This window comes from Pseudomonas sp. 22189 (genome assembly GCF_052045635.1).
Taxonomy (GTDB): Bacteria; Pseudomonadota; Gammaproteobacteria; order Pseudomonadales; family Pseudomonadaceae; genus Aquipseudomonas; species Aquipseudomonas parakoreensis.
In genome coordinates, this window is record NZ_JBQEPG010000011.1 from 1 (window position 1) to 16,808 (window position 16,808).

At 61.3% G+C, this 16,808-nt stretch carries 10 protein-coding genes and 2 pseudogenes; 11 read left to right on the plus strand and 1 reads right to left on the minus strand.

The window, feature by feature from the left end:
- Nucleotides 1-583 precede the first annotated feature (583 nt).
- From ACTJKS_RS13575 to ACTJKS_RS13585, 3 genes and pseudogenes are all read left to right on the plus strand, one after another.
- Nucleotides 584-1,591: pseudogene (locus ACTJKS_RS13575) on the plus strand (PDC sensor domain-containing protein); the annotation flags it as partial.
- A gap of 330 nt (nucleotides 1,592-1,921) precedes the next feature.
- Nucleotides 1,922-2,449 (plus strand): annotated as a pseudogene (locus ACTJKS_RS13580) (methyl-accepting chemotaxis protein); the annotation flags it as partial.
- 189 nt (nucleotides 2,450-2,638) lie between these two features.
- Nucleotides 2,639-3,985 (plus strand): CoA transferase, encoded by a 1,347-nt coding sequence (locus ACTJKS_RS13585; RefSeq protein WP_108183600.1) that lies wholly within the window; start codon nucleotides 2,639-2,641, stop codon nucleotides 3,983-3,985.
- 100 nt (nucleotides 3,986-4,085) lie between these two features.
- Here the strand turns inward: ACTJKS_RS13585 and arcD (ACTJKS_RS13590) are convergent, their stop codons facing one another.
- Entirely contained in the window at nucleotides 4,086-5,513 is a 1,428-nt protein-coding gene (gene arcD / locus ACTJKS_RS13590) for an arginine-ornithine antiporter (RefSeq protein WP_262948243.1), read from the minus strand.
- A gap of 592 nt (nucleotides 5,514-6,105) precedes the next feature.
- Here arcD (ACTJKS_RS13590) and arcD (ACTJKS_RS13595) point away from each other — a divergent pair.
- The 8 genes from arcD (ACTJKS_RS13595) to gcvP all read left to right on the plus strand — a co-directional run bounded on the left by arcD (ACTJKS_RS13595) (nucleotide 6,106) and on the right by gcvP (nucleotide 16,786).
- Entirely contained in the window at nucleotides 6,106-7,533 is a 1,428-nt protein-coding gene (arcD, locus tag ACTJKS_RS13595; RefSeq protein ID WP_041068609.1) for an arginine-ornithine antiporter, read from the plus strand.
- Between the two features lie 34 nt (nucleotides 7,534-7,567).
- Nucleotides 7,568-8,824, plus strand: coding sequence for an arginine deiminase (arcA, locus tag ACTJKS_RS13600; protein ID WP_047296012.1), 1,257 nt, complete (start codon nucleotides 7,568-7,570; stop codon nucleotides 8,822-8,824).
- 69 nt (nucleotides 8,825-8,893) lie between these two features.
- A complete protein-coding gene (locus ACTJKS_RS13605; RefSeq protein ID WP_003227481.1) occupies nucleotides 8,894-9,904 on the plus strand; it encodes an ornithine carbamoyltransferase in 1,011 nt (336 codons plus the stop codon).
- A 177-nt stretch (nucleotides 9,905-10,081) separates the two neighbouring features.
- Nucleotides 10,082-11,011 (plus strand): carbamate kinase, encoded by a 930-nt coding sequence (gene arcC, locus ACTJKS_RS13610; RefSeq protein ID WP_115984261.1) that lies wholly within the window; start codon nucleotides 10,082-10,084, stop codon nucleotides 11,009-11,011.
- 63 nt (nucleotides 11,012-11,074) lie between these two features.
- Entirely contained in the window at nucleotides 11,075-11,437 is a 363-nt protein-coding gene (locus tag ACTJKS_RS13615; RefSeq protein WP_108183603.1) for a DUF5064 family protein, read from the plus strand.
- 155 nt (nucleotides 11,438-11,592) lie between these two features.
- Nucleotides 11,593-13,101: a sigma-54-dependent transcriptional regulator gene (locus ACTJKS_RS13620; protein ID WP_108183604.1), complete on the plus strand. Its 1,509-nt coding sequence runs from the start codon at nucleotides 11,593-11,595 to the stop codon at nucleotides 13,099-13,101.
- 437 nt (nucleotides 13,102-13,538) lie between these two features.
- A complete protein-coding gene (gcvH, locus tag ACTJKS_RS13625; protein ID WP_262948242.1) occupies nucleotides 13,539-13,922 on the plus strand; it encodes a glycine cleavage system protein GcvH in 384 nt (127 codons plus the stop codon).
- Nucleotides 13,923-13,933: 11 nt separating this feature from the next.
- Complete coding sequence (gcvP, locus tag ACTJKS_RS13630) at nucleotides 13,934-16,786, plus strand: aminomethyl-transferring glycine dehydrogenase (RefSeq protein ID WP_262948241.1); 2,853 nt, start codon at nucleotides 13,934-13,936, stop codon at nucleotides 16,784-16,786.
- Nucleotides 16,787-16,808 lie beyond the last annotated feature (22 nt).

Here is a 16,808-nt window from a genome sequence, read left to right on the forward strand (position 1 = left end):
CTCCGCAGAGTTTCAGTTAAAAATGGTTGTCAGGTTTTGGGCCTGCTGCGCAGTCCATCGGGGATGAATCCCCTCACCACAAAGCCTCATCACCAGCAGCTCCCCGGTGTTCATCAGGCTGAAACTTCCCTGTAATTAATCGCCTTTTCAGCACATTCCCCTGCGCAAACGTTTAGCGCTGACCGTTCGTCGGCAAGCAACTCATGCGCCGTCGCTGCGCGCCGATGAGCAATGCATGGCGCTGAATGGATTTGGCGAACCGGGTAGTTCATCCCGTGGCCACCTGCTCATTCATTCACGAGATCGCCCCATGTTCGACTCTCTTTCCATTCGCCTGAAAATCGTCCTGCTCTCCGGTCTGTGTCTGCTCGGTGTGGTCGCGCTGATCGTCGGCATGAACATTTACCAGACCAACCAGAACGACGATCTGGTCAGTGACTCCAGCAGCAAGATGCTCACCGCCAGTGTGCAAAACCTGTTGCAGGCCAAGGCAGCCGAGCAAGCGGTGCGGGTACAGAAAACCTTTGGCGAAAGCCTGACGGTGATCACTGCCCTGGCCGACCAGATCAAGGACATGCGGGTGATGGCCGCCAAGCGTTCGCTGGACGCCGGTGCCCTGCGTGAAGAGTTGAACCAGAGCCTGAAAACCGCGTTCGAGCGCAACGACAAGGTGCTCGGCATCTGGCTCGCTTTCGAACCCAACGGCCTCGACGGCAAGGACAGCGAGTTCGTCAACGATGCCGCGCGCCAGTCCAACGAAGCCGGGCGCTTTGCGACCTACTGGAGCCGCGCTGCCGGTTCCGCGCTGAACACGATCATGGTCGAAGAAGACATGACCAAGACCACCCTCAGCGTCAGCGGCACGCCTTACAACAGCTGGTACACCTGCCCTCGCGACAACAAGCGCACCTGCCTGCTCGACCCGTACGCCGACACCGTGGGCGGCAAGGAAATGTTGATGACCACCATTTCCGTGCCGCTGATCGTCGACGGCAAGGCCATCGGCGTGGCCGGCGTCGATATCGCCCTCGATGCCCTGCAAGCAGCGGCGGTGGACTCCCAGCGCGATCTGTTCAACAACGCCGGGCACATGCTGATCGTCTCCGGCAGCGGCGTACTCGGCGCCGACAGTTCCGACGCGACCAGGGTCGGCAAAAAAATCAGCGATACCCTCGGCGCCGACGGCAAGGACCTGCTGCAACTGGTCAGCAGCGGTACGCCGAAGATTCTTGAACAGGGCGAGCTGATTCGCGCGGTGTACCCGGTCGATCCGATTGGCAATTCGCGGGCCTGGGGCGTGGTCATCGACCTGCCGAAACAGGTGCTGCTGGCCGACTCGGTCAAGCTGCAAGCGGTGCTCGACGATGCGCAGAAAAGCGGTTTGGTCAGCGCGTTGCTGGTGGCCGTGGTCGCGGGTCTGATCGGTTTGCTGCTGATCTGGCTCACCGCCTCGGGCGTGACCCGGCCGATCAACAGTGTCGCTGAAATGCTGAAGAACATCGCCAGCGGTGAAGGCGATCTGACCCAGCGCCTGAACTACAGCAAGAAGGATGAACTGGGCGAACTGGTGAACTGGTTCAACCGCTTCCTCGACAAGCTGCAACCGACCATCGCCCAGATCAAACAGAGCATCACCGAAGCGCGTGGCACTGCTGATCAGTCCTCGGAAATCGCCCGCCAGACCAGCGAAGGCATGCAGGTGCAGTTCCGCGAAATCGATCAGGTCGCCACCGCGTCCAACGAAATGAGCGCCACCGCCCACGACGTCGCCAACAGCGCGTCGAACGCAGCAAACGCCGCCAAGGGCGCCGATCAGTCGGCCCGCGACGGCATGTCGATCATCGAACGCAGCACCCGCGACATCAATCAACTGGCCGACGAAGTCAGCAAAGCGGTGACCGAGGTCGAAGCACTGGCAGTCAACAGCGAGCAGATCGGTTCGGTACTGGAAGTGATCCGCAGCATCGCCGAACAGACCAACCTGCTGGCGCTCAACGCCGCCATCGAAGCGGCCCGCGCCGGGGAAAGCGGTCGTGGTTTCGCAGTGGTCGCCGACGAGGTGCGCAACCTGGCCAAGCGCACTCAGGATTCGGTGGAAGAAATCCGCATCGTCATCGAGCGCATCCAGACCGGCACCCGTGGCGTGGTCGCGACCATGCATTCGAGCCAGACCCAGGCACACAACAACGCCGGGCAGATCCGTCAGGCCGTGGACGCGCTGGGCAAGATCAGCGACGCGGTCACCGTGATCAGCGACATGAACCTGCAGATCGCCAGTGCCGCCGAACAACAGAGCGCCGTGGCCGAAGAGGTCAACCGCAACGTCTCGGCGATTCGCACCGTGACTGAAACGCTGACCGAGCAGGCGACTGAATCAGCGGCGATCAGCAGTCAGTTGAATGCCCTGGCGAGCCAGCAGATGAAGCTGATGGACCAGTTCCGCGTCTGATAATCACCACCGTCCCTGTGGGAGCTGGCTTGCCAGCGATTGCGGTGTGTCAGTCACTCATGTACTGACTGATCCANCCGTCATCGCTGGCAAGCCAGCTCCCACAGGGGGCAGCGTGGGTTGTCCGGAATTTCATCTGGCCCGAGATTCTTTTGCACTATCATCGCCCTCTCTCCCGGAGGGCCTTCGATGACTGATCTACTCACGTCCATTCAAGCCGCACTCGGCTTGCCCCACACGCCGATTCCGTTCACGGGCCATGGCGCCCTGCCCTCGGCATTCGCCGTGACCGACCTGGCCTGCGCCAGCATCGGCGCTGCCGGGCAGGCCGTCAGCGAACTGCTCCGGCAACAGACCGGGCACTTGCCCGCGGTGGAAGTCGATCGACGTCTGGCCTCGTTCTGGTTCGCCACTTCGCTGCGTCCGATGGGCTGGAACGTTCCGCCGCTGTGGGATCCGGTGGCCGGTGACTACGCAACCGAGGACGGCTGGATCCGCCTGCACACCAACGCCCCGCATCACCGCGCCGCCGCCGAACGCGTACTGGGCGCCTGCGCCGACCGTGCCGCCATGGCAGCGAACGTCGCCCAATGGCGCAGTGCCGATCTGGAACAAGCAGTCGTCGACGCCAACGGCTGCGCCGCCGAAATGCGCAGTTGGGCGCAGTGGCAGCAGCATCCGCAGGGGCTGGCAGTGAATGCCGAACCGCTGGTGCATTTCCTCGATGCGCAGGATGAACACACCAACGCCTGGCAAGGCTCGGCAGCGCGGCCGCTGGCCGGCCTCAAGGTGCTGGACCTGACCCGCGTGCTTGCCGGCCCCACTGCCAGCCGTTTCCTTGCCGGCCTCGGCGCCAATGTGCTGCGCATCGATCCGCCGACCTGGAACGAACCGGGCGTTATCCCGGACATGACCCTTGGCAAACGCTGCGCGCGGCTGGATCTGCAGCAACCGGCAGATCGCGTGGTGTTTGAAAACCTGCTGAAGGACGCCGACATCCTCGTGCACGGCTACCGTGCCGACGCGCTGGAACACCTCGGCTTCGGCTCCGAGCGCCGGCGGCTACTGGCGCCGGGGCTGATCGACGTCTGCCTCAACGCCTACGGCTGGAGCGGCCCGTGGCAGAACCGCCGTGGCTTCGACAGTCTGGTGCAGATGAGCAGCGGCATCGCCGAGGCCGGGCAGCACTGGAAGCACGCGAATCAACCGACGCCGTTGCCGGTGCAGGCGCTGGACCATGCAACCGGGTATTTGATGGCGGCGAGTGCGATCCGGCTGTTGACGCAACGTTTGAAGACGGGTCGAGGTGGCTCGGCACGCTTGTCGCTGGCGCGCACCGCCAAGCTGTTGATCGAACAGGGGCCGGGGTCGAGCGAAGCGTTGCGGGCTGCAGATGCGCAGGATCAAAACCCGCTTCTGGAACAAACACCTTGGGGGCCGGCGCATCGCTTGCTGGTACCGCTGAAGATCAGCGGGACGCCGCTGCAATGGCAGTTGCCGGCCACAGAATTGGGTTCACATCGCCCGCTGTGGTGAAACCATGGAGGCCTCTTCGCTGGCAAACCAGCTCCCACAGGGGAACGCATTTCAAATGTGGGAGCGAGCCTGCTCGCGAAGAGGCCCGCACTGACATCACCTACAACGACAACACCCCGCTGTACAACCCATATGCCGCCAACCCCGCACCAATGACCACGCCGGTGAAAATCACCTTCTCGACATGAGTGAACAATGGCTGGCCCTGCTCATGCTTGGCCTTGGCGAACAGCACCACACCTGGCGCATACAGCAGCGCCGACAGCAGCAGGTATTTCACCCCGCCGGCATACAACAGCCACAGCGCGTAGCACAGCGCTATGCCGCCGATCAGCAGGTCCTTGGTGCGCTCGGCCGAGGCATGTTCATAGGTTTCGCCACGCCCGCTGAGCAACACCGCGTACGCCGCCGACCACAGGTACGGCACCAGAATCATCGACGAGGCGAGGTAGATCAGGCTGGTGTAGGTGCCGGCGGAAAACAGCGTGATCAGCAGGAAAATCTGAATCATCACGTTGGTCAGCCACAGCGCATTGACCGGCACGTGGTTGGCGTTTTCCTTTTTCAGAAACGCGGGCATGGTCTTGTCCCGCGCCGTGGCAAACAGGATTTCGGCGCACAACAACGCCCACGACAGCAACGCGCCGAGCAGCGACACCGCCAGACCAAGGCTGATCAACAACGCACCCCATGGCCCGACGATGTGTTCCAGCACCGCCGCCAGCGACGGGTTTTGCAGGGTCGCCAGTTCTGGCTGGCTCATGATCCCCAGCGACAGCACATTGACCAGCACCAGCAGCGCCAGCACGCCGAGAAAACCGATCACCGTGGCGCGGCCGACATCGGTGCGTTTCTCCGCCCGTGCCGAGTACACGCTGGCGCCCTCGATGCCGATGAACACGAACACCGTCACCAGCATCATGTTGCGCACCTGATCCATCACCCCGCCGAAGCTCGGGTTGCTGCGGCCCCAGATGTCGCGGGTAAAGATATCGGCCTTGAACGCCACCGCCGCAATCACGATGAACATGATCAGCGGCACGATCTTGGCGACCGTGGTCACCTGATTGATGAAGGCCGCCTCCTTGATCCCGCGCATCACCAGAAAATGCACGGCCCACAACAGCACCGACGCACAGCCGATGGCGACCGGCGTGTTGCCCTGGCCAAACACCGGGAAGAAGTAACCGAGCGTGCTGAACAGCAACACGAAATAACCGACGTTGCCCAGCCAGGCGCTGATCCAGTAACCCCAGGCGGACGAGAAACCCATGTAGTCGCCAAACCCGGCCTTGGCGTAGGCGTAGACGCCGGAGTCCAGCTCAGGCTTGCGGTTGGCGAGGGTCTGGAACACGAACGCCAGGGTCAGCATGCCGATGGCGGTGATTCCCCAGCCGATCAGGATCGCCCCGGCATCGGCGCGCGCCGCCATGTTCTGCGGCAGGGAAAAAATTCCCCCGCCAATCATCGAACCTACAACCAGGGCGATCAACGCACCAAGGCGCAGCTTTTGCGTCGGTTGCGACATTCTTGTCTCCCTTTTCCTGACAACGGTTCTCGAAACCTGTTTATACCTGTAGCGAGGGGATTTATCCCCGATGGGTGGCATAGCCGCCCCAAAACCTGAGAACTCGTTCTGCCTGATACGCCGCGCTGAATGGATCTGGGGCGGCTACGCCACCCATCGGGGATAAATCCCCTCGCCACAAGGTGTGTCTATTTCTGGGTATTAACTAAACGGATAAAGAGTAAGTACGTTCTGTGAATAACGCCAATACCGCTCTTATATATATAGCCAACAACGCTAACGCATAGCACGACTAATCGCTTTTGTGCGCGAATCCTGATTATTTGATTCTGTACTGAAAACAGATGTGAAAAATTTGCCAAAAGCTGAAAACCAACTAGCGTGATAATTCCAAAGTAATAGGAGAAATTCCCAACCACATCTGCCGCAAGCCTCTGGAATGGGCCTCTTCGGGCAGCAGCTTTATGCCATCAGCCTTTTCATAAGTCATTCATTAACAATGGAATGTGGCCATGAACTGATCTAAGTCAGCTGTTTGAACAGACAACGGCACTACGCTGTGAACTCTTCTCTCCTGCAATGGAGTCATGCAATGTCTGAAGCTCCCGGAAAACTACGACTCGGTGCACTGGTTGCATTGGTAGTCGGTTCAATGATCGGTGGCGGGATATTCTCTTTGCCACAAAACATGGCCGCCAGCGCCGACGTCGGTGCGGTGCTGATCGGTTGGGCCATCACCGCTGTCGGCATGCTCACCCTCGCTTTTGTCTTTCAAACCCTCGCCAATCGCAAGCCTGACCTGGACGGCGGCGTCTACGCCTACGCCAAGGCCGGATTCGGCGATTACATGGGTTTCTCGTCCGCCTGGGGCTACTGGATCAGCGCCTGGCTGGGTAACGTCGGTTACTTTGTTCTGTTGTTCAGCACCCTCGGGTATTTCTTTCCGGTTTTCGGCGAAGGCAACACGGTGGCCGCCGTGATCGGCGCCTCGGTGCTGCTGTGGGCCGTGCATTTCCTGGTGCTGCGCGGAATCAAGGAAGCGGCGTTCATCAACCTCGTGACCACCGTCGCCAAGGTCGTGCCGTTGCTGCTGTTCGTCCTGATCGCGGTCTTCGCCTTCAAACTGGACATCTTCACCGCTGACATCTGGGGCGTGAAAAACCCGGATCTGGGCAGCGTGATGAACCAGGTGCGCAACATGATGCTGGTCACCGTGTGGGTGTTCATCGGCATTGAAGGCGCGAGCATCTTCTCGGCCCGGGCGGAAAAACGCTCCGACGTCGGCAAGGCCACCGTGATCGGTTTCATCACCGTGCTGCTGTTCCTGGTGCTGGTCAACGTGCTGTCGCTGGGCATCATGACCCAACCGGAACTGGCCAAACTGCAGAACCCGTCGATGGCTGCCGTGCTCGAGCACGTGGTCGGTCACTGGGGCGCGGTGCTGATCAGCGTCGGTCTGATCATCTCGCTGCTGGGCGCGCTGCTGTCGTGGGTGCTGCTGTGTGCGGAGATCATGTTCGCCGCCGCCAAAGACCACACCATGCCGGAGTTCCTGCGCAAGGAGAACGCCAACCACGTACCGGTCAACGCGTTGTGGCTGACCAACGCGATGGTTCAGTTGTTCCTGATCATCACCCTGTTTTCGGCCAGCACTTACCTGTCGCTGATCTACCTCGCCACTTCGATGATTCTGGTGCCGTACCTGTGGTCGGCGGCCTACGCCCTGCTGCTCGCGGTACGCGGCGAAACCTACGAAGGCTTCGCAGCCGAGCGCCGCAAGGACCTGATCATCGGTGGTATCGCCCTGATCTACGCGGTCTGGCTGCTGTATGCCGGTGGGGTGAAGTACCTGCTGCTCTCGGCCCTGCTCTACGCACCCGGCGCAATCCTGTTCGCCAAGGCCAAGCTCGAACTCAAACAAGCGGTTTTCACCAACGTCGAGAAGCTGATTTTCGCCGCGGTGGTCGTCGGTGCCCTGGTGGCAGCCTACGGTCTCTACGACGGCTTCCTGACCCTGTAATTGCCCAAGTTTTTACCTCTGGAGGATCACTGCAATGACCACGGAAAAAGTTAAGTACGGCGTCCATTCCGAAGCCGGCAAACTGCGCAAAGTCATGGTTTGCTCCCCAGGTCTGGCCCACCAGCGGCTGACCCCGAACAACTGCGACGAACTGCTGTTTGACGACGTGCTGTGGGTCGCCCAGGCCAAGCGCGACCACTTCGACTTCGTGACCAAAATGCGTGAACGCGGGATCGACGTGCTGGAAATGCACAACCTGCTGACCGACATCGTCGCCATCCCGGAAGCACTGGACTGGATCCTCGAGCGCAAGGTCACTGCCGATTCGGTGGGCCTGGGCCTGATCAGCGAAGTCAAATCCTGGCTGAAAAGCCTTGAGCCACGGCACATCGCCGAATTCCTGATCGGTGGCGTGTCCGCCGACGATCTGCCGGACAGCTTTGGTGGCAAGACCATCCAGATGTTCCGCGACTTCCTCGGCCACTCCAGCTTCATCCTGCCGCCGCTGCCGAACACCCAGTTCACCCGCGACACCACTTGCTGGATCTACGGCGGCGTGACGCTGAACCCGATGTACTGGCCGGCGCGCCGTCAGGAAACCCTGCTGACCACTGCCATCTACAAATTCCACCCGCAGTTCACCAACGCCGATTTCGAGATCTGGTACGGCGATCCGGACAAGGACCACGGCAGCTCGACGCTGGAAGGCGGCGACGTGATGCCGATCGGCAACGGCGTGGTGTTGATCGGCATGGGCGAACGCTCATCCCGACAGGCCATCGGCCAACTGGCGCTGAACCTGTTCAAGAACAAAGCCGTGGAGAAAGTCATCGTCGCCGGCCTGCCGAAGTCCCGCGCCGCGATGCACCTGGACACCGTGTTCAGCTTCTGCGACCGCGACCTGGTGACGATTTTCCCGGAAGTGGTGAACCAGATCGTCGCGTTCACCCTGCGCCCTGACGAAAGCAAACAGGGCGGCATCGACATCCGCCGCGAAGAAGGCAGCTTCCTCGACACCGTGGCCAAAGCCCTCAACCTGCCGAAGCTGCGCGTGGTGGAAACCGGCGGCAACAGCTTCGCTGCCGAACGCGAGCAATGGGACGACGGCAACAACGTGGTCGCGGTAGAACCGGGCGTGGTCATCGGCTATGACCGCAACACCTACACCAACACCCTGCTGCGCAAGGCAGGCGTCGAAGTCATCACCATCAGCGCCGGCGAACTCGGCCGTGGTCGCGGCGGCGGCCACTGCATGACCTGCCCGATCATCCGCGACCCAATCGATTACTAAACGACCATCTCCCCGGCCGCACTCACCCCGTAGCAGCCGGGCCGATTACCGAATCCAAGGAGAATCATCATGGCGTTCAACATCCACAACCGTAACCTGCTCAGCCTGGAACACCACACCCCGCGCGAGCTGCGTTATCTGCTCGACCTGTCCCGCGACCTGAAACGCGCGAAATACACCGGCACCGAGCAGCAACACCTCAAGGGCAACAACATCGCCCTGATCTTCGAAAAAACCTCGACCCGCACCCGTTGCGCGTTCGAAGTGGCGGCCTATGACCAAGGCGCCAATGTCACCTACATTGACCCGAACTCATCGCAGATCGGCCACAAGGAAAGCATGAAAGACACGGCCCGCGTGCTGGGTCGCATGTACGACGCCATCGAGTACCGTGGCTTCAAACAGGAAATTGTCGAAGAGCTGGCGAAGTTCGCCGGGGTGCCGGTGTTCAACGGCCTGACCGATGAATATCACCCAACACAGATGATCGCCGACGTGTTGACCATGCGTGAACACGCCGACAAGCCGATCCACGAAATCAGCTACGCCTACCTCGGCGATGCGCGCAACAACATGGGCAATTCGCTGCTGCTGGTCGGTGCCAAACTCGGCATGGACGTGCGCATCTGCGCGCCAAAAGCCCTGTGGCCGCATGACGATCTGGTGGATCGCTGCAAGAAATACGCGGAAGAATCCGGTGCACGCATCACCCTCACCGAAGACCCGAAAGCGGCGGTCAAAGGCGTGGACTTCATCCACACCGACGTCTGGGTGTCGATGGGCGAACCGGTGGAAGCCTGGGCCGAGCGTATCCAGCAACTGCTGCCGTATCAGGTCAATAAAGAGCTGATGAAAGCCACCGGCAACCCACGCACCAAGTTCATGCACTGCCTGCCGGCGTTCCACAACAGCGATACCAAAGTCGGCAAACAGATCGCCGAACAGTACCCGCACCTGGCCAACGGCATCGAAGTGACCGACGACGTGTTCGAGTCGCCCGCCTGCATCGCCTTCGAGCAAGCGGAAAACCGCATGCACACGATCAAGGCGATTCTGGTCTCGACCCTGGCTGATCTGTAAACCAATACAGCTCTCACTGACACGACACGGTCACTGTGGGAGCTGGCTTGCCAGCGATTGCGGTATGTCAGCCAGCGACAATGTTGCCTGATCCACCGCTATCGCGGGCAAGCCCGGCTCCCACAGGGACCGCATTCGTCCTGCGAGCTTTCACTGTTTTCCAGAAGGACATGCACCATGCGCATCGTCGTAGCTCTGGGCGGTAACGCCCTGCTCCGCCGTGGCGAGCCGATGACCGCTGACAACCAGCGCGCCAACATCCGCATCGCCACCGAGCAAATCGCCAAGATCCATCCCGGCAACCAACTGGTCATCGCCCACGGCAATGGCCCGCAAGTCGGCCTGCTGTCGCTGCAAGCAGCGGCGTACACCTCCGTCACCCCTTACCCGCTGGACGTGCTCGGTGCCGAAACCGAAGGCATGATCGGCTACATCATCGAACAGGAACTGGGCAACCTGCTGGACTTCGAAGTGCCGTTCGCCACCCTGTTGACCCAGGTCGAGGTCGACGCCAAGGACCCGGCCTTCCAGAACCCGAGCAAACCGATCGGCCCGGTCTACGAGAAAGCCGAAGCAGAAAAGCTCGCCGCTGAAAAAGGCTGGGCCATCGCCCCGGACGGTGACAAATTCCGCCGCGTGGTGGCCAGCCCTCGGCCAAAACGCATCTTCGAAATCCGTCCGATCAAGTGGCTGCTGGACAAGGGCAGCATCGTGATTTGCGCCGGTGGCGGCGGCATTCCGACGATGTACGACGAGCACCGTAACCTCAAGGGCATCGAGGCGGTGATCGACAAGGATCTGTGCTCGTCGCTGCTCGCCGAGCAACTGGAGGCCGATTTGCTGGTGATCGCCACGGACGTCAACGCGGCATTCATCGATTACGGCAAGCCAACCCAGAAAGCCATCGCCGAAGCGCACCCGGACGAACTGGAACGCCTCGGTTTTGCCGCCGGTTCCATGGGGCCGAAGGTGCAGGCAGCTTGCGAGTTCGCGCGCCATACTGGCAAGGTCGCGGTGATCGGGTCGCTGGCGGACATCGAAGCCATCGTTCAGGGCACCGCCGGAACCCGTGTCAGCACCGCGAAGCCGGGCATCAGCTATCGATAACCAGAAACTCCGGGGGCAGGCCCAGGGTCTGCCCTTCTCCCATGCCTTGAGAAGGAGAAACCCATGGCCATATTCAACCCCGGTCATTTACACATCGAGCGACATGCGTTGACGCCAGATGACGTCAGTTACGACTTGTGCCTCGACTATGAAGTGTTCACCGATCCGCAAAAAGGCAAAGGGATACAGTTCACCCTGCACGGCAATATGCAGGGCAAGGACATGAAGGAGGCGTTTTTCCTGCCCAAGGAAGAGGCTTACAACTTCGCCCGCGACGTGACCCGGATTGCCGAGAAGTACGGGATTCCCAAGACTCACAGCCAGATCGGCTCGGTGCACAAGCATTACGACCTGATGTTTGAGGACATTCGGCAGAAGTTGAATATGCAATCCGGAGATCCGGTTAATCCCGAGCATTTCGAGTAACCCCAGGTTCAAAGATCGCAGCCTTCGGCAGCTCCTACATTGATCGCTTTTCTGTAGGAGCTGCCGAAGGCTGCGATCTTTTGATCTGATTTCACCATTGCCCCGCCCCAAGGCATACTTGCCCCCCTCCGCATTCCAGAACACTGAACCGCCCCATGCGTATCCACGTCAGCTTCATCGACCGCGTCGGCATCACCCAGGAAGTCCTGGCGATCCTCGGTGGGCGCAATCTCAATCTGGATGCGGTGGAGATGATTCCGCCCAACGTCTACATCGACGCCCCGACCTTGAGCCCGCAAGTGCTCGAAGAACTCAAAGATGCGCTGTTTCGGGTGCGCGGTGTCGAAGCGGTCACGGTGGTCGACATCCTCCCCGGCCAGCGTCGGCACCTGCAGCTCGATGCATTGCTCGCGGCGATGACCGATCCGGTGCTCGCCCTCGACAGCGCCGGGAAAGTGCTGCTGGCCAACCCGGCACTGATCGCGCTGTACGGACGCGAACCGGCGGGTGAAAGCGTCTCTGAACTGTTCAACGATCCGGGACTGCTGGACGCCCTGCTCGAACAAGGCTTCCGTCTGCCGCTGCGCGAGATCACCGTCAACGGCCAGACCCTGTTGCTCGACGCCACGCCGATCACCGACGCCGGCGCGCTACTGACCCTGTATCAACCGAACCGTATCGGCGAACAGCTCTCGGCGTTGCACCACGACCATGCCGAAGGTTTCGATGCGCTGCTCGGCGAATCCCCGGCGATCCGCACCCTCAAGGCCCGCGCGCAACGCGTCGCCGCCCTTGATGCGCCGCTGCTGATTCAGGGCGAAACCGGCACCGGTAAAGAGCTGGTGGCCCGCGCCTGCCATGCGATCAGTACGCGACACAGTGCGCCGTTCCTCGCCCTGAACTGCGCGGCCCTGCCGGAGAACCTCGCCGAGAGCGAACTGTTCGGCTATGCCCCCGGCGCCTTCACCGGCGCGCAACGTGGCGGCAAACCGGGGCTGATGGAACTGGCGAACCAGGGCACAGTGTTTCTCGACGAAATCGGCGAGATGTCGCCGTACTTGCAGGCCAAGCTGTTGCGGTTCCTCAACGACGGCAGCTTCCGTCGGGTGGGTGGTGATCGGGAAGTCAAAGTCAACGTGCGGATCCTCAGCGCGACCCACCGCGACCTGGAAAAAATGGTCAGCGAAGGCCTGTTCCGCGAAGACCTGTTCTACCGCCTCAACGTGCTCAACGTCGAAGTGCCGCCGCTGCGCGAACGCGGTCAGGACATCCTGTTGCTGGCGCGCTACTTCATGCAGCAGGCCTGTGCGCAGATTCAGCGGCCGGTCTGTCGCCTCGCGCCCGGTACCTATCCGGCACTGCTCGGTAATCGTTGGCCGGGTAACGTGCGGCAGTTGCAGAACGTGATCTTCCGCGCGGCGGCGATCTGCGAAAGCAGTCTGGTGGACATCGGCGACCTCGACATCGCCGGCACCTCGGTGGCGCGGCAGACCGACAGCGACGTCGAGAGCCTTGAACAAGCCGTCGAGTCCTTCGAAAAATCGCTGCTGGAAAAACTCTACGCCAGCTACCCCTCGACCCGCCAACTGGCCAGCCGCCTGCAGACATCGCACACCGCGATTGCCCATCGCCTGCGCAAGTACGGCATTCCGGGCAAGTCTTAAACTCACCCTAACCCCCTGTAGGAGCTGCCGAAGGCTGCGATCTTTTGATCTTGATCTTAAAAAACNAAATCAAAAGATCGCAGCCTTCGGCAGCTCCTACAGTCCGGGTTTCCAGTTCAAAATTTGTATTTTTCTACTTGAAAACGACCTCCATCTGTACTGAAAGCGCTACAGCGGAACGATATCGCTACACCCTCCGTCAGCGACCGCTGTGCAAGGCTTTGATCCGCTTCAGCTTTTCTCCCCGCCCTGAACTGTAGCGATTTCGCTACAGTCATCCCTTCATCAGGCTTGCCGACAATCAATAAGCCATTGTTTTATATAGATAAATCCAAGATGGCCGCGTTCTTGCTAAGTAACCGCTCATAAAATCAGGGCTTTCATGCCCACGCCTTCCACCGCGTCCACCAGACGAGTCTGGCCCCTTAGGAGTTTCCATGAGCGAGTTGCGTTTTACTGAAGATCACGAATGGCTGCGCACCGAAGCTGACGGCAGCGTCACTGTCGGCATCACCGCTTTCGCGCAGCACGCCTTGGGCGACGTGGTGTTCGTGCAACTGCCTGAGCTGCAGGCTTACGAAAAAGGCGCCGAAGCCGCCACCGTGGAATCGGTGAAAGCCGCCAGCGGTGTGTACATGCCCCTCGATGGCGACGTCCTGGAAGTTAATCCGGCGCTGGAAGACGCTCCGGAACTGGTCAACGAAGATCCGCTGGGCGAAGGCTGGTTCTTCCGCTTCCAGCCAAGCGACGCCTCGGCGGTGGCGAAATTGCTGGACCAGGACGCCTACGACCGTTTGATCAAAGCGCAAGACGCAGCCTGAGGAGTAGCGACATGACCCAAGTAAACCTCGGCACTGCCAACGAATTCATCGCCCGTCACATCGGCCCGCGCGCCGGTGACGAGCAAGCCATGCTCAACAGCCTCGGCTTCAACTCGCTCGAAGCGCTGAGCGCCAGCGTGATCCCGGAAAGCATCAAGGGCACCAGCGTGCTCGGCATGGACGACGGCCTGAGCGAAGCCGACGCCCTGGCGATGATCAAATCCATCGCCGGCAAGAACCAGCTGTTCAAGACCTACATCGGCCAGGGCTACTACAACTGCCACACGCCGTCGCCGATCCTGCGCAACCTGCTGGAAAACCCGGCCTGGTACACCGCTTACACCCCGTACCAGCCGGAAATTTCCCAGGGCCGTCTCGAAGCGCTGCTGAACTTCCAGACCCTGATCAGCGACCTCACCGGCCTGCCGATCGCCAACGCCTCGTTGCTCGACGAAGCCACCGCCGCTGCCGAAGCCATGACCTTCTGCAAACGCCTGAGCAAGAACAAGGGCAGCCACCAATTCTTCGCCTCGATCCACAGCCACCCGCAAACCCTCGACGTGCTGCGCACCCGTGCCGAGCCGCTGGGCATCGACGTGGTGGTTGGCGATGAGCGTGAACTGACGGACGTCACGCCGTTCTTCGGCGCGCTGCTGCAATACCCGGCAAGCAACGGTGACCTGTTCGACTACCGCGAACTGACCGAGCGTTTCCACGCCGCCAACGCGCTGGTTGCGGTGGCTGCCGATCTGCTGGCCCTGACTTTGCTGACCGCTCCGGGCGAGTTCGGCGCGGACGTCGCCATCGGTTCGGCGCAACGCTTCGGTGTACCGCTGGGCTTCGGTGGGCCGCACGCCGCCTACTTCTCCACCAAGGATGCATTCAAGCGTGACATGCCGGGCCGTTTGGTCGGTGTTTCGGTTGACCGTTTCGGCAAGCCGGCCCTGCGCCTGGCGATGCAGACTCGCGAGCAACACATCCGCCGTGAGAAAGCCACCTCGAACATCTGCACCGCGCAAGTGCTGCTGGCCAACATCGCCAGCATGTACGCGGTCTACCACGGCCCGAAAGGCCTGACCCAGATCGCCAACCGCGTGCATCACCTGACCGCGATTCTCGCCAAGGGCCTGAGCGCACTGGGCCAGACCGTCGAACAGGCAAGCTTCTTCGATACCCTGACCCTCGCCATCGGCGCGCACACTGCCGCGCTGCACGACAAGGCGCACGCTGCACAGATCAACCTGCGCGTAATCGACACTCAGCGTCTGGGCCTGTCGGTCGACGAAACCACCACTCAGGCTGACATCGAAACGCTGTGGGGCCTGTTCGCCGACGGCAAAACCCTGCCGGACTTCGCTGCGCTGGCCGCTTCGGTGCATAGCACCATCCCGGCGGCGCTGGTACGTCAGTCGCCAATCCTCAGCCACCCGGTGTTCAACCGTTATCACTCGGAAACCGAGCTGATGCGCTACCTGCGCAAACTGGCGGACAAGGATCTGGCACTGGATCGCACCATGATCCCGCTGGGCTCGTGCACCATGAAACTCAACGCCGCCAGCGAAATGATCCCGGTGACCTGGGCCGAATTCGGCGCCCTGCACCCGTTCGCCCCGGCCGAGCAAAGCGCCGGCTACCAGCAACTGACCGATGAACTGGAAGCGATGCTCTGCGCCGCCACCGGTTACGATTCGATCTCGTTGCAACCGAACGCCGGTTCGCAGGGTGAATATGCGGGTCTCTTGGCAATCCGCGCTTACCACCAGAGCCGTGGTGACGAGCGCCGCGACATCTGCCTGATTCCGTCGTCCGCCCACGGCACCAACCCGGCCACCGCCAACATGGCCGGCATGCGCGTGGTCGTGACCGCGTGCGATGCCCGTGGCAACGTCGACATCGAAGACCTGCGCGCCAAAGCCATCGAGCACCGCGAACACCTCGCAGCGCTGATGATCACCTACCCGTCGACCCACGGCGTGTTCGAAGAAGGCATCCGCGAAATCTGCGGGATCATTCACGACAACGGCGGCCAGGTGTACATCGACGGCGCCAACATGAACGCGATGGTCGGCCTCTGCGCACCGGGCAAGTTCGGCGGCGATGTATCGCACCTGAACCTGCACAAGACCTTCTGCATTCCGCACGGCGGTGGCGGCCCGGGCGTCGGCCCGATCGGCGTCAAGTCGCACCTGACCCCGTTCCTGCCGGGCCATGGCCAGATGCAACGCAAGGAAGGCGCGGTCTGCGCAGCGCCGTTCGGCAGCGCGAGCATTCTGCCGATCACCTGGATGTACATTCGCATGATGGGTGGCGCCGGTCTGAAGCGGGCTTCGCAACTGGCAATCCTCAACGCCAACTACATTTCCCGTCGCCTGGAAGAGCACTATCCAGTGCTGTACACCGGCAGCAACGGTCTGGTGGCGCACGAATGCATCCTCGATCTGCGTCCGCTGAAAGACAGCAGCGGCATCAGCGTCGATGACGTCGCCAAGCGCCTGATCGACTTCGGCTTCCACGCCCCGACCATGTCGTTCCCGGTGGCCGGCACGCTGATGATCGAGCCGACCGAAAGCGAATCCAAGGAAGAACTGGACCGCTTCTGCGACGCCATGATCCGCATCCGCGAAGAAATCCGCGCAGTGGAAAACGGCACGCTGGACAAGGACGACAACCCGCTGAAGAACGCCCCGCACACGGCGGCGGAGCTGGTCGGCGAGTGGACCCACCCGTACAGCCGCGAGCAAGCGGTATATCCAGTGGCGTCGTTGATCGAAGGCAAGTACTGGCCGCCGGTCGGTCGCGTCGACAACGTGTTCGGCGACCGCAACCTGGTCTGCGCCTGCCCGTCGATCGAAAGCTACGCTTAAAAAGAACGGGGGCGGTTCGTCC

What these genes read in the sequence shown, in the direction of transcription:
- gcvH (WP_262948242.1), top strand. Translation starts at nt 13,539, where the DNA reads ATGAGCGAGTTGCGTTTTACTGAAGATCACGAATGGCTGCGCACCGAA.
- ACTJKS_RS13615 (WP_108183603.1), top strand. Translation starts at nt 11,075, where the DNA reads ATGGCCATATTCAACCCCGGTCATTTACACATCGAGCGACATGCGTTG.
- arcD (WP_041068609.1), top strand. Translation starts at nt 6,106, where the DNA reads ATGTCTGAAGCTCCCGGAAAACTACGACTCGGTGCACTGGTTGCATTG.
- arcD (WP_262948243.1), bottom strand. Translation starts at nt 5,513, where the DNA reads ATGTCGCAACCGACGCAAAAGCTGCGCCTTGGTGCGTTGATCGCCCTG.
- ACTJKS_RS13605 (WP_003227481.1), top strand. Translation starts at nt 8,894, where the DNA reads ATGGCGTTCAACATCCACAACCGTAACCTGCTCAGCCTGGAACACCAC.
- ACTJKS_RS13585 (WP_108183600.1), top strand. Translation starts at nt 2,639, where the DNA reads ATGACTGATCTACTCACGTCCATTCAAGCCGCACTCGGCTTGCCCCAC.
- ACTJKS_RS13620 (WP_108183604.1), top strand. Translation starts at nt 11,593, where the DNA reads ATGCGTATCCACGTCAGCTTCATCGACCGCGTCGGCATCACCCAGGAA.
- arcC (WP_115984261.1), top strand. Translation starts at nt 10,082, where the DNA reads ATGCGCATCGTCGTAGCTCTGGGCGGTAACGCCCTGCTCCGCCGTGGC.
- arcA (WP_047296012.1), top strand. Translation starts at nt 7,568, where the DNA reads ATGACCACGGAAAAAGTTAAGTACGGCGTCCATTCCGAAGCCGGCAAA.
- gcvP (WP_262948241.1), top strand. Translation starts at nt 13,934, where the DNA reads ATGACCCAAGTAAACCTCGGCACTGCCAACGAATTCATCGCCCGTCAC.